This is a genomic window from Arthrospira sp. PCC 9901, from assembly GCF_059013425.1.
Window position 1 is genome coordinate 3,148,863 of the sequence record NZ_CP102296.1, and the last position, 13,925, is coordinate 3,162,787.

General features: G+C 48.1%; 10 protein-coding genes. 4 read left to right on the top strand and 6 right to left on the bottom strand.

Going from position 1 to position 13,925, the window contains the following annotated elements:
* Positions 1-305 precede the first annotated feature (305 nt).
* The 4 genes from NLZ44_RS13740 to NLZ44_RS13755 all read right to left on the bottom strand — a co-directional run bounded on the left by NLZ44_RS13740 (position 306) and on the right by NLZ44_RS13755 (position 5,040).
* Entirely contained in the window at positions 306-1,013 is a 708-nt protein-coding gene (locus NLZ44_RS13740; RefSeq protein ID WP_493750146.1) for a DUF928 domain-containing protein, read from the bottom strand.
* Between the two features lie 121 nt (positions 1,014-1,134).
* Positions 1,135-3,441, bottom strand: coding sequence for a CHASE2 domain-containing protein (locus NLZ44_RS13745; RefSeq protein ID WP_493750147.1), 2,307 nt, complete (start codon positions 3,439-3,441; stop codon positions 1,135-1,137).
* The gene (locus NLZ44_RS13750; protein ID WP_006620845.1) at positions 3,441-4,373 is read right to left on the bottom strand and encodes a DUF1822 family protein; all 933 of its coding nucleotides are present in this window, start codon (positions 4,371-4,373) and stop codon (positions 3,441-3,443) included. The genes NLZ44_RS13745 and NLZ44_RS13750 overlap by 1 nt, the downstream gene beginning before the upstream one ends.
* A gap of 25 nt (positions 4,374-4,398) precedes the next feature.
* Complete coding sequence (locus NLZ44_RS13755; protein WP_006620844.1) at positions 4,399-5,040, bottom strand: hypothetical protein; 642 nt, start codon at positions 5,038-5,040, stop codon at positions 4,399-4,401.
* A gap of 9 nt (positions 5,041-5,049) precedes the next feature.
* Here NLZ44_RS13755 and NLZ44_RS13760 point away from each other — a divergent pair, with 9 nt between their 5' ends.
* Positions 5,050-7,527: a CHAT domain-containing protein gene (locus NLZ44_RS13760; protein ID WP_493750148.1), complete on the top strand. Its 2,478-nt coding sequence runs from the start codon at positions 5,050-5,052 to the stop codon at positions 7,525-7,527.
* Between the two features lie 218 nt (positions 7,528-7,745).
* Positions 7,746-8,396, top strand: a complete 651-nt coding sequence (locus NLZ44_RS13765) for a DUF3386 domain-containing protein (RefSeq protein ID WP_006620841.1) — start codon at positions 7,746-7,748, stop codon at positions 8,394-8,396.
* 176 nt (positions 8,397-8,572) lie between these two features.
* Here NLZ44_RS13765 and NLZ44_RS13770 read toward each other — a convergent pair whose 3' ends face one another.
* Together NLZ44_RS13770 and NLZ44_RS13775 are read right to left on the bottom strand one after the other, a co-directional pair.
* Complete coding sequence (locus NLZ44_RS13770; RefSeq protein WP_493750149.1) at positions 8,573-12,040, bottom strand: CHAT domain-containing tetratricopeptide repeat protein; 3,468 nt, start codon at positions 12,038-12,040, stop codon at positions 8,573-8,575.
* Between the two features lie 53 nt (positions 12,041-12,093).
* Positions 12,094-12,924: a DUF4384 domain-containing protein gene (locus NLZ44_RS13775; RefSeq protein WP_493750150.1), complete on the bottom strand. Its 831-nt coding sequence runs from the start codon at positions 12,922-12,924 to the stop codon at positions 12,094-12,096.
* Positions 12,925-13,133: 209 nt separating this feature from the next.
* Here NLZ44_RS13775 and NLZ44_RS13780 point away from each other — a divergent pair, with 209 nt between their 5' ends.
* Together NLZ44_RS13780 and NLZ44_RS13785 are read left to right on the top strand one after the other, a co-directional pair.
* Positions 13,134-13,568 (top strand): hypothetical protein, encoded by a 435-nt coding sequence (locus tag NLZ44_RS13780; RefSeq protein WP_493750151.1) that lies wholly within the window; start codon positions 13,134-13,136, stop codon positions 13,566-13,568.
* Positions 13,569-13,642: 74 nt separating this feature from the next.
* The gene (locus NLZ44_RS13785) at positions 13,643-13,906 is read left to right on the top strand and encodes a hypothetical protein (protein ID WP_006620836.1); all 264 of its coding nucleotides are present in this window, start codon (positions 13,643-13,645) and stop codon (positions 13,904-13,906) included.
* The last annotated feature ends 19 nt before the right edge of the window (positions 13,907-13,925 follow it).

Below are 13,925 nucleotides of genomic sequence, written 5' to 3' on the forward strand. Positions count from 1 at the left end.
GGGCTGATTCGGTGAGTGGGACGGACTGGACAGAGGGAACGATCGCCTTTTAACGTCAATCATAAGTTCTGCTAATTATCCATTAAAGCCGTTCTGATGTTTCCAGACATCAGTATTTTCACGGAATTTCCTTGACACATAAGCAGGGCGGGGGAGCGATCGCTTGTAAATTGACAATCCGCATGACTCCTGAAATTGTAGGTGATACCTACCTATCGCCTTCGCGGATAACTTTTACGCAAATTGGGAAAAATTTTTGGGGTTAATTGTTAAACAGCCCAGAAACCCCGTTTCTCCCGTCGAGGCTAACGACAACAACCCCCGATCGCCTCATTAGCTAGATGACCCAAACCAATAGATTCCAGAAGTTCCGTCCACCCGGCGGCGATATCTGCATTTCCTGCATTATCCCGACGTAATTCGGCGAGAGTCGTGAGGGTATCGTGCCATAACCCATTCGCCGCATAGATTTCCACCCGCTGCATGGGTGTTGTTGCCGCTTCTAGCTGACTGGTTAGACTTCTCGAGGCGGCAACTCTTTCCACCATTGCTTGTACATAGTCATCCTCAGCCCTAATTCTGGGATGACATCTATAGGAGAATTGCCACAAATATTTTTTGCCAATTTCCAAGGGGGGGAGGCTGTCCGGTAGGCGGAAACTCACAATTCCCGGTGTATCGGTAATCCTCACGACGGTTTGGTAAACTTCGGTTTCTTGTTCGTCCAATACCACAAATTCTACCTCACGGGTTAGCTCCGAGGAATAAGGTACATAAAACCAGAATGTGGGATGTCCCGATAGGGTGTAGTTCACTTGACTGGGAATTAATGCGGTCAGAGGTTTATCGACGGCGGGACAAGAGGTGCGACTCCCAGAACCTTCCCGATCTTCTGGGGGTTGGGGGTCTGGTACGTCAAAGGCTGTGGCGACAAGGGTATCGGATAATGGCAATTGATGATTTTCTGGGCTTAATTCCCTGCTATAAGTGCCGTAAACTCGCTGTATTGGCACTATCCCGATTAGGAGAATCAAGGCGATGGATAACTTAAATTGGCGGGGTTTTGGGGGTTTTCTCGAAGGACTGGACAAGCTGCTACTCCTGGGTAGTTGGGGTTATATTTACTTATCGCAGTCAGGGCAGAAATTTACGCAAAAATTTCGTCAAAAAAGGACCGATCGCCAATGTTAATAGTGGGGGGAGGAGGGGAACCCAGGTTCCTTGCAGGAATAGCAGATAGCAGAGGATATATAGGATCGCGATCGCTATCACGATCGCGGCGATCGCCCATCCCCGGTGGCGGATATACAATGCGATCGCACTTCCGGCTATTGACCACAATACCACCCAAATCACTTCTTGCCACCAAAGCCATACCCCAATCAGCGGACGACCGTTAAGGGCTGCACTAAGAATATGGCTGACCATCTGTGCTTGGACCATGACTCCTGGTACTTGCTCAGAAGGAGATTTTCCGGCACGGTAGGGGGTGCTAAAAAATTTGGCGTTGACTCTACTGGTAAAACCAATCAGCACAATTCTGTCTTTGACTAGGTTGGGGTCAAAATCTCCCTGCAAAACTTGGGTGAGGGTCAGAGTTCTGGCTATGGGAAAAGAACGATAATTTAACATCACAGACCAACCCCCGATCGCTATATTTTGGTATCCTCCTGTATGGGGACTTTGCAGAGGGTGAAAAATGGCTTGACCGAATTTTAATGGGTTGTTTTGATTGCCTTGATTGTCGGGAAAAATATTCTCAGACTCCAGATATTTGCGGGCTAATTGAAAGCTCAAGGAAAAAGCGGTGTTACAGTCGGGGTTGGCTCTCATAAAGAATAGGTGACGGCGCAAAATTCCATCAGGATCGACTAGGACATCATCGAATCCTAAGCGATTTTTGGGGATGACATCAGGCGATCGCACTGCGGGTTCATTAGACCTTGGGAAACTACATATAGCAAATAAATTGTCTTGTTCCTGCATTTGTGTTCGCCATTCTGACTCCCCAGGAGGAACGGGAAAATCTCGATAAATGGTTAACCCGATCGCTCTGGGTTCATGGGGTTCTAATTGCTGCAATACTTGACTAATAGTGCCATCTGAGATAGAATATTCTTGTCGCAATTGTAAATCATTTTCGGTCACTTCAATGACTAAAATTCGGGGGTCTGGTGGTTCGGGAGGACGCGATCGCATTAAGTGGTCATAGAGTCGCAATTCCCACCCTTGTAAAATTCCCAATTGCCGGATAATTAGAATCATTAAAGTTATCGCCAAACTGGTTAACCCAAAAGAGCGATCGCCCCTTGGTAAAAAATTCCGTTTTGGCGGTGGCGGTTGCTGTCGCCAGACTATGGGTGATTCGGCAGGATTTTGACAGATAATTGGCAACCAACTCGCACAGGGGAATTTATCTTCTAAACCCTGCAAACGTTCCCGGGATTCTCGCACTGCTAAATAAAAAGAATATCCCCTCGAAAAAGCCTGGATAAATTGCGCCAAAAAGGCATGGGCTACCCTGTCCGACACGGGTTCTCGCATTACAATAATTTGGGGAATATGTAAATCCGCCAATTCTGTAGCTAACGCCAACCCCTGACAAGAATTAAAAATTGCCAGTTGTAAACCTCTGCTGATAGCCTTTCTTAGAGATAATTTTAGATGAGAAATGCCGATTTTCTCGGTGGAATTAATCGCCAATAACCCCCCGTTCCCATTTTCTTCACTCTCACTATGACCAGCAAAAAATAAAATATCCCAACCGCGATCATCCCATAACTGTTTGTCAACTTCTTGACGGGAAGGTTTCCACAAAAAAACAGTTTCCGCATCATCGTTTTCTGACAACACCTGGCGATCCGCCTCTATGTCGAGACCGTTATCATTGCCTAGAATAGCTAAAATTCTCATCTTTTTTCTGGGGTGCAACTTCTTCTTTACTCGATGATATTCGGGGACGCTTAAAGCAATTTCGGCTTGGGGATAATCAGACAAAAAATCCCACAAATGCCACGGTAAACGCCTCACTAATTCGTCATCGGTTTCCAGAATTAATTGGATTTCGTCATCATGGTAGAGATGCGATCGCAATTGGCGATCGATATTTCTAAATGTCTCAGCACCCAACCACTGATTAATTACCTCAATATACTGCTGGCAAATGTCCGCAAATTCTACCTCAGAAACATTGGTGATATCTTCCTGATTTATTTTGATGCGTGGATACCATCCCGGACGGCGATAAAGTGCTTGATAAATCAAATTCCAGCGACGATAAATCCCATCCAATTCCGGGGCGGGAGGTAACGCGCCAGTAAACTTGAGGGGACGGTGATTTTCTGATTCCCAAAGCAGTGCGGTGACATGGGGAAAACCGGATAGCAAATTCCCATATCCTAAATTAATGACGACAAGAGTTGATTTTTGGGGGCTGGTCATTAAATTTGAAAGTTCTCTATAATCATGGCATTTTCTAGGGCGACTTGAATAGAAAAGCGTTCCCCTATTTCTCCGCTAAAGCGGGGTAGTTGGATATAATTATCATGACGGCGCGATCGCACTTCTTCTAAAGTATCCGCCTGGTCTGATAGTAATGCTAACCGTAAATTATGGGGTAAATAAATTTCTCCATCAGGGGGATAAAGTCGCACTCTGACTGCCATGGTGTCAAATTCTGGTGTTAGCGCCACCAACAATACTACCATTTGACTGCCCAACTGCATTTGCAAATCAATCAATTTTGCTTTTTCTATCTCGGCTTGGCTATCTGGTGGAGAATTGCGGAAATTGTAGGCGATATTTTGAGTGCTAAATATTGCCCCCAAATCCTGCCACGTTTCCTCAAAGATGCCTTGGCACCATTGACTAAGGTTAACCAAATTCTGCCGACGCAACCCAGATAAAGTGATCAGCAGTGCTTCTATGGGTTGCAACTGACTCCGGGGAATTTCTGGGCGATCGATATTATTCATAAATCCCAGAATATTGGCGGCTTTTAAAGAATCTTCAATTTCCACGACTACATAGCCAATGCGATCGCCCCAAACTTCTGGGGGAATTCGGCAAATTTGCTGATTTTCGCGGATCGGACGACATTCGAGAATCCCCAATCCGGTCACCTGTAGATCTGCCACATCACTAGCCAAGCGGGCGATCGGATTCCAACTATCACCAGCATTAACTTGGGTAGCAATTCCCATCCACTCTAAATAATTACGCACCACACATACCGCCAGAGTGTTAAAATAAACCTGTTCAGCTTTTTGGCGATTGGGTTGTTCCCTCGCAAATTGTTGGGCGAGGCGGCGCGAATTGATGCCGATCAACATGGGTAAGGCAGAATTTTCGATTTGTTGGGTATGATTAGCCATAATTGTTATTGGTGTAATGACCTTTTTATAGATATCCGGCTGATTTGCCAAATTTACGCAATTGTGGCAGACATTTCCGCTGATAAAAGCTGCTGAGGGTAGAAACTGGTAAACCCAACTGTGCGGAAAGATCCTCCCAGGTAGTTTCTGGGGGTAAACGCCGTAAAATCAACAGTTGACAGGTAACATCTTTTCGACCCCGGAGGTGGACACGCTGCAATTCTCCCTCTGGGTCAGTTTCCGCCCACTGGCGGGTCGCTTGTAGGATCGGCGGGATATCTGGCGGCGCTTCTAAGGTATCCAAAAAGGTGAGGGTGTCATCATCACATAACGCTTGTGAAGCGGAAACCATTTGCTGTTTCTGTTTTTGCTGTTTGATAGCCCTATCTTTGAGGCGCATTTTTAGGTAAACATTTAGCCAGGTGGTGATGCTACTGCGATCGCTATCATATTTCTCTTTCCCGGTGGTGGCTTCACAGAGATTTAGGCAAAAATACAGCCAAGTTTGTTGCCAGACTTCCTCATAATAGGGGGTTTTTTCTCGCCATAGCTTGCCTGAATTGACAATGATTCGATACAGTTGAGTTAACCCTTGCTGCCGTTTGAGGCTGCCGGGAGGGTGCCGACAAGTCTCGGCAATTAGCAATTGTAACTGGTCATTCATCATTTAACTAAAATGCCTCTCAAAAAAAATTGGTCCTGTGTGTTCCTGATTGGGTTTCTGACTCTGGGTAAAATTGAGTTTATCAAATTTCTTTCCTTCCCGGTAATAGGGCTGCCAGTTTTGGCACAAGAAAGGGGAGAAGGTGGGGTCAGTGAAGCGATAGAATTGTATGAACACGGATATAAACAGGTCGATCGCGGTGAGTTGAAAGAAGCGTTGATAACCTTCGATCGCGCTTTGCAAAAGGTGCGTTTTGAAGGCGATCGCCAACTAGAGGCGGTAATCTTAAATGAGATCGGTATTGTCTATCGCCATTTGGGCAATTATCCCCAGGCTGGGCATTTTTTAAACGAGGCTTTAACTATTAGCCAAAATATTAACGACAGACAGGGAATTAGCCAAACTCTGATGAATTTGGGGGCGCTTTATTACTCCCAAGCTAACTATCCCGCCGCCCTGGATATTTATCAGCAAGCCATGGAAGTTTTGCCAGCAGAAGACTATTATGGTTGGGCGGTTATTTATAATAATCTTGGGAACATTTATCGGGCTTTGGGACAACCTCAAAAAGCCCTGATTTATTTTCAACAAGCCGGGGCGCTATTTGCACAAGAAGATGATGATGTTGCGGTGGGAATTACTCTCGCTAATATGGGGGCGGTTTATCATGCTCTGGGGGAATATTCCCAAGCGTTAGAATTCTATGGGAAAGGGTTAGCGATCGCCTCGGAAAGAGGAGATACTGTCGGGGTTGGTCAAACTCTGTTGAATATGGGGGCTGCTTATGAGAAATTAGCCAACTATTCCCAAGCCTTGGAATTGTACAATCAAGGATTAGAAATTATGAGGGCGATCGGTGAAGAAGATTCCCAGGGTCAAGCCTTGAATAATATCGGCTCAGTTCATCGATTAATGGGGGACTATTCCCAAGCGATAGAATTTTACGATCGCGCCTTAGAAATTAGGCGAAATTTACGGAATACAGCCGGAATTGCTGTCACCCTCAACAATAAAGGTGTCGCCTTATTTGAAGCTGGAAAAATCGCCGAAGCTACCCAAACCTTATACGCCGCAATTGACGCATTAGAATCTCTGCGACCCGGCTTGAGCGATATTAATAAAGTCTCGATTTTCGATAAATATCGGTCTAGTTATAGTATACTACAAAAAGCATTAATTAGCGCCAATAAACCGGAAATCGCCTTAGAAATTGCGGAGAGAGGACGCGCCCGTGCTTTCCTGGAATTAATCGCCCAGCAATTATCTCCTGAAGCGGTCGCAGAATATGCGCGGGTAAATAATCCGCCGATGACAATTGCGGACATTCAAAAAGTGGCAGGACAGCAAAATGCTACCCTAGTTCAATATTCGATTATTAGTGATAATTTCGGGGAAAATTCGGCTTTGTTTATCTGGGTGGTGCAACCGACGGGAAACATCACATTTCGGGAAGTCAATTTAAGCCAATTAGAAACCTTTAGGGATACTTTAGTGCCTTTTTTGGCGGAGGGGACGGACTCGGAAGGGGAAAGTTTACTAACGGCTTTGGTGCGGGGAACTCACCAGGTGATCACGGAAAATCTGCCGACGATTTCTACCCGAAATCTCCGCGAGAGTCACCTGCGACAACTGCATGATGTGCTGATAAAACCGATCGCCGATTTACTCCCCCAAAATCCAGAAGAGAAGGTGATATTCATCCCCCACCAGGAGTTATTGTTTGTGCCGTTTCCGGCGTTACTGGATGAAAGCGATCGCTATTTAATTACTCAGCATACTATTCTGACCGCCCCAGCAATTCAAGTGTTAAAATTGACTCGCCAACTGGCAGAAAACCGGATGCCCAACAGAAGCACTAACCCCATAAATGCTCTAGTGGTGGGCAATCCAGTGATGCCAAAATTGTCGATACAACCGGGAGAAGGACCGGAGAGATTAGCTAATTTACCGGGTGCAGAAGCGGAAGCGATCGCCATCGCCTCTATGTTGAATACAGAAGCGTTAATTGGTAGTGCAGCCACGAAATCAGAGGTTTTGGAACGCATTAATGCGGCGGCGATCGTGCATTTGGCAACCCACGGCTTATTGGATGATTTTAGTGAGTCTGGGGGTGTTTTAGGAGCGATCGCACTAACTCCCAGTGATGGCGATCAAGGGTTTCTGAGTTCCGAGGAAATCATGGGATTGAATTTAACAGCTTCCTTGGTGGTTTTAAGTGCTTGTAACACAGGTGGCGGCAGAATTACAGGTGATGGTATCATCGGATTATCTCGTGCGTTTATTGGTGCGGGGGCGGAAAGTGTGATTGTCTCTTTATGGCAAGCCACCGATGAACCCACGGCAAAATTAATGCAGGAATTTTATCGACTTCTACCCGAAAAAGGCGATCGGGCTGTGGCTTTACGACAAGCGATGTTGACCACTATGGAAGAATATCCTCAACCCAAACATTGGGCAGCTTTTACCCTCATTGGGGAATCTCTCAAATAGAAATACAACCCCGTTTCTGACTCCTGGTTTGTGACCCCCCTACCGGAAACTGTAGCGGGGTAGGAAATTTCCCGGTGAATGAATGACCGTTACCAGACCGGGAGAAACCGCTAGGGGGAGGGAAACCCGATCGCCAGGGCGCAATGCCCCACCAAGGGGATATGCTGGTAATGGTTTATACTAATTAACAATTGTTCATCTTCACACTAGGAGTATTTATGACGGCTACACAAGTTTCTGCACGCGAACTTTTCCGGGCGGCTTATGAAAATCGCTACACCTGGGATGCGGATTTCCCAGGCTATACTGCTGATATCACCTACGAACATGATGGCAAGGTGATTCATGGTCGCGCGAAGGTAGGGGCGGACATGAAGGCGGAAGTGTTAGATGTTGCTGACGAGGCGGCGCAAAAGGCTATCCATGGACAACTTTGGGAAACCGCGATCCACCGGGTACGTCGGGATTTTGAATCGGTACATGGAGAAAATACGTTTAGCTATGGCGAAACCGACGAAACCGGGGCGGTGGAAATCATTATCGGCGGGAAAGGAGAAGGCGATCGCTACCAACTCCGCAATAATGAGGTCTGCATGGTGCATCGTCACATTCACGGGGTGGTAGTGACCATCTACACCCACAGCAGCCACCAAACGCCGGAGGGTTATCTTTCCCACCGTTATGATTCGGTTTATCATGACCCCAAAACGGGGGAACAGAAGGGGGAAAAAAGCGATTTTGAAGATTCCTATACCCAAGTGGGTAAGTATCAAATCCTCAATCAGCGGATTATCCACAACCCAGAAAGTGGTCGGAGCGATCGCTTTACCTTCTCCAACATCCAACTTTTGAACAAAGCCACGACGTAGGGGCAGGTTCCGCCGGGAATTCCAATTCACAACCCCGATTTGAATAAACCCGCTCCACCCAACGTAGGGGCGGGTTCCGCCGGGAATTCCAATTCACAACCCCGATTTTGTGAATAAACCCGCCCCAACCAGGATTTGAATAACCCGCCCCACCCGATAATTACATCATCAATCAACTAACTCACAGCCCTAGGCTGATATAATTCTACCGACAACGGTGAAATATCCCCCTGACACACCCACGCCCCCCAATAATAAGGACTGGACAAGGGACAATCCTCATCCCCATAATCGCCGTTTAACTCCTGCAAAATCTCTCCTCCTAATTGCGACTGTCGCAGTTCCCCTGCTGTCACCGTGCGAACCTCAAACTGAGCGTGGCTGAGGGCTTCAGCCCGTCCTAGCCCCAGGTTTAAATGGTGGAAAAACCGTTCCATCAGATACACCGTAGCGCGGGCAGGAACGGACCAAAGACTCATCACCTGGCTTTTTGAACCGGACACCACAAACGCCCGCCTTAACCCCCCTACACTGTCTCCAGAAGCCACTTCACCGAGTCCCGTCTGACAGGCAATCAGGGCGCTGAGTTCATTGCCCCACAAGTCCAAAGCGGCAATGTCTTGGGCAAACAGAATCCCTTTGTTTCCGTCTGGGAGTTCGCCTCCCTGGTTCCAGACATTGGCCCCCGCGAGGGCAATTCCTCCCCGATACATGGGATTATCCGCATCTGCGGCATCCAGGCGACTGGCGATCGGATGTTTGGCAAGATAGTCTCGAATCAGGGGGACAAATTCCCGCATCCGTTGGGCAACTGGGGGATGCTTCGATTCCCAGACTTCGGCAAACTGTTCTAGCATCTCCACCAGTTGCAAACTGATGAGGGAGGGATGCTGTTCAAAGCATTGGGTTTCGGTTCCGGGTTGGGTTTCGAGTAATTCACGAATCAACTCCAGATAGGGTTTGTCCGCAGTGCGATAAAACCCGTGGGTGGCAACGGCTAAAATGCGGGGACAGTTGCCATGAGTCAGGTGGTGGGAGAGGGCATTTTGGCGCAGGTAAGGGGTAATGCCTAAGAGTTCCCCGGTACGAATCCCGAAAATATCGGTTCCCACTGCGCGAGAAAAGCCGGATAGGGTGGGGAGGCGTGGACTGTTGCTATCCTCCTCGCCTTGCTGTTTCCCACTGCTTTGCTGCCCGGGTTCGGTTCCATTCCAGTCGTAATCGGGGTCAGCGAGAATGGTGGCGGGATAGATTGTCAGAGGGCGATCGCTAATTTCCTGGCGCAACAAGTCCCGTCCGCTATTCAGATAACTGATTCGGTATTTGTCCCCGATATAGTGCCTGTTGCTGGCAGGGGACAGAGGCAAAATCTGGAACGGCAGCAGATTCAGGTTACTATCTGGAGCCAGGAAGCAGTGGGAGACTGAGGGCAATGCCTCGATTAAGGGTTGACAGAGGGTTTCCTGTAGCTGTTGGCATAACTGCTGTATTTCTTGGTATTTCTGGGTGAAGTCTTCATATAAATTCTCTAAATGCAGGACAAATGCTTGTAGCAATCGGTTCAACTTTTGAATTGAGGCATCTTGACGATGACGGGCGAGGTTATCTTTGGAATCGACAAAATAACTGCGAAATGCTTTAATCAGCTTATCCAGGGGTTCCGCTTCCCCTAAATCCACCAACCGCACCTGTTCCGGTTGATGCGCCATCACCACAAAAGCGATATAGCGGTCTTCCTGCCATTGTTTTTCTTCCGATGCACCGAAATCATGGCGTTTGAACCGGACGAACTCCACTAGGGCTGAACCGTCGGGAAGTTGGGCGGCAACCAGATTGCGGTTCACTTCCTGTTGGCTCAGTTGGAGTTCGGGGATTTCTTTGGCGAGTTGTTTTTCTAGGTTTTCTGACTCCTGTTGGAGTTTGCTGAGGCGCTTACGGTGTTCCGCTATCTGAGTGGGGTAGATTTCAGGATGGTCAGGGTCAGGACGGGGTGGGTTATAGGTTGCTTCAAGGATTTCCTCGTTGCATTTTTGCCATTCTCGAAATAGGGTTTGAATTTCTGCTGAGTAACGTCCGCTATAGATGGCAGCATTTTGGGCAGCAAGGGCGGCAGTGGCGATCGCTTTCCGTCCCAACACGGCATCTAAGGCAGCGCCAACCGCTTGGGGGTCATCTCGAAGATGTTGCCAAACTAGAGTCAGGAATGCGTAATAAGTTTCTAGATGATTTTGTAGATATTCCCGGCGTTCGCGGTCTGAACTGGTTCGGAATATGTAGCGCAGGCGTAAGTTCTCTGACTCTAAAGCGGCTTGAAACTGTTTCAAGGCTTCGGGGTATTTGCCTTGAGCATAGTAGAACCCTGCCAGGTTTTGTAGGTGCCTGGCGAGTTGGGGATGGCTTTCGGGTAAGGCTATGCGGTCAATTGCTACTGCTTCGAGATACAGAGGTTCGGCTTCATTGTATCGCCCTTGAGAACGGTACAACAAAGCGAGGTTGTTGAGGTGGGAGGCAAGGGAGGGATGGTTTTCCGGTAGAGCGATGCGGTCGATTCTCAGGGCTTCTTGGTACAGGGGTTCGGCTTCAGTGTATCGCCCTTGAGAACGGTACAACAAAGCGAGGTTGTTGAAGTCTCCGGCGAGGTCGGGATGGTTTTCCGGTAAAGCGATGCGGTCGATTCTCAGGGCTTCTTGGTACAGGGGTTCGGCTTCAGTGTATCGCCCCTGAGAACGGTACAACTCGGCGAGGTTGTTGAGGTGGGAGGCAAGGGAGGGATGGTTTTCCGGTAGAGCGATGCGGTCGATTCTCAGCACTTCTTGGTAAAGGGGTTCGGCTTTAGTGTATCGCCCTTGAGAACGGTACAACTCGGCGAGGTTGTTGAGGTGGGTGGCGAGGGAAGGATGGTTTTCTAGTAGAGCGATGCGGTCGATTCTCAGCACTTCTTGATACAGGGGTTCGGCTTCAGCGTATCGCCCTTGATATTTGTACAACAAGGCGAGGTTGTTTAGGTCCCTTGCGAGTTGGGGATGGTTTTGGGGGAGGGCGATGCGGTCAATATTCACGGCTTCTTGGTACAGGGGTTCGGCTTTGGCGTACCGCCCTTGAGCATAGTACAACGCCGCCAGGTTGTTGAGGTGGGTAGCCAGGTCGGGATGGTTTTGGGGGAGGGCGATGCGGGCGATGGTCACGGCTTCTTGGTACAGGGGTTCGGCTTCAGCGTATCGCCCTTGATATTTGTACAACAAGGCGAGTTGGTTGAGGCTAATCGCTAGATTTGGATGCTGGTTTACCCACTGTTCTCGTGCCAGTTTCACCGCCCGTTGCCCTAGGGGAATGGCTGCGGCATATTGTCCCTGTTGGTACAGTTGCACGATTTGCTGATTCAGGGTTTCTACAGTCTCAGAGTTCTCAGGGGGTGCAGCGTCTGAAAGATAAGATTGCAGTTGTTGGGCAAAGTTGTTTAACCAGTCAGCGGCGTTATCTTGTTGCTGACTGCGAAGATACTGGCTATAGGCTGCCATGACCTGCAATAAGCCAGCATCCAAAAGGTGAGTATTGGCTTCTAGGATTGCTAATTCTTCCCCATTTACACAACTAAGCAACTGCTTGATGAGGGGGACATATTCCTGAATCCGTTGTTCATCCATGATTTTTTAATCCTATTAAAAACTCCGACACAAAAACACCAAACACAAAATCTTCAAACCACCTCATATTCCGTATAGAGTAACCGCACTTGGTTCGTCTTCACATACTCGAACAGCTCTTGTAAATGCGACGGTTGCAACTCCATTGCCTCCCAACGACTCTGTTTCAACCACTCAAAAGGCGGACTCTGAGGAGTCAGCAAAGCTATCCACTGTTCCTGACCTAATTCCGTCGCGGCAAAAGTCGGATAGGGGGCGGATTCTTGGGGGATTTTCTCGATTTTGCGGGATAACAGGGTGTTCGGTGCATACTCCGAGGGACACAAACAGACCACTGTCCCGTTGGGTTCTCGTTCCAACAAGGTCAAATATGCTGTTGCTGTCACGTTAATCTCTAAAATCACCTCGCTATCTAACCTCACCTTATCCTTATAGTCTTTAGACGGTTCCCGACGCGCCCCCAAATGGTCTACCCCAGGGGTTGCCGACGCCTCCAGAAATCCCATTTGTTGCGTCCGTTGGGACTTCTGGGAGAGTTGTTCCCATAACCAAGCCCCATATTGCGTCTGTGCCAACCACTGCCGCGCCTCTACCCAGAGTTTTTTTGCCCCCTCTTCATAAGAGAATCCCAATTCCTTCAGTTTGGGAAGAATTTCTCGACTCCAATAGTGCTGTCGCGCTGCGTTCGCCGTTACTGTCAATTTGAGCGTTGTTACCACCTGCTCCCAATTGGCATCGAGATTGTCCTGCAATAGCCGATTGGTAAAAATATTCACGGTCAAGGGTTGTAGATCGAGTTGCTCGGCTATCTTACCGAGAAACGCTACTTCATATTCTGTGGGAATATCCATCGCTTCCACCACTTTGATATTGAAGGTTTCCATATTGTACCTAATTTTGGTTACATCTGTGCCCAGTTTAAACTCTTTTTTCGGGGAATGTCTAGGCTTTATCCAAGGTTAGGCGACATCCTGCGACATCCTGCGACATCATCCAAAATTAGGCGACAAAACCTGGAAAATTCCAGACAAAACATCTGTTCATTTCAGGGTTAATTTGCCAAGCTATAACTATCGAGTTGGCAAATAAAATTATGCAACATATCAAAACCCTTCTCCCCCCTGTTATCCCTGGTGGCATTACCCCCCAAAACCCCTCCTTGCATGGAGTCATCGAAAATGCGATCGCCTCTTCTCAAATCCGGATTGATAGCTTGCCCTACGCCGTCCAGTGGCATATCCCATTACACAAATACTCCCAAGCACAACCCTTTATCCAGGAATTAACAGGACCCGCTGGGGGCAACAATGCGACTCTTTCTAATGGCAGTTGGTGGAATCCAGTAACTAAAAATTGGGTATCTGAACCGATTGTGTTGGTGAAATCAGCCATGACTGGTGATGTTTTGCAGCGACACCTACCCACGATGTTGCAAAATTCCTATCGCATGGGTCGGGCACTCGCAGAACAGGCGATCGCCTTAGAAATCCTCACCAATAACATGATGCTCATTATCCCCACGGCTTAACGGCGATCGCTCCACACCTGCGGAGTCCAATTCCGTAGGTTGGTCTTTGTTCAACACTCACAAGAGGTCATTCTATGATGATTGTCTGCCCTTACAAAGAAATGAAACATCTGCGCGCCCTCCCCTGTACCCGCGAAGAACGCGGCGGCTGGGTTTACTGTTCCTTCTGTGGTCAAAAAACCCGCTCAGAGCTGCTTTTGGAGCCGGTCGATAGCTTAATCGGATTTTTGGCGATCGCCCTAATTTTAATGTTGGTCGCCAACTCCCTCAGCAATAGTTTGAGAACTCCCAAAGCGATCGATACTTGGGAACGCATAAATTCAGTGTCATTGGACTGATAAGTATCTGGAGTCCCCC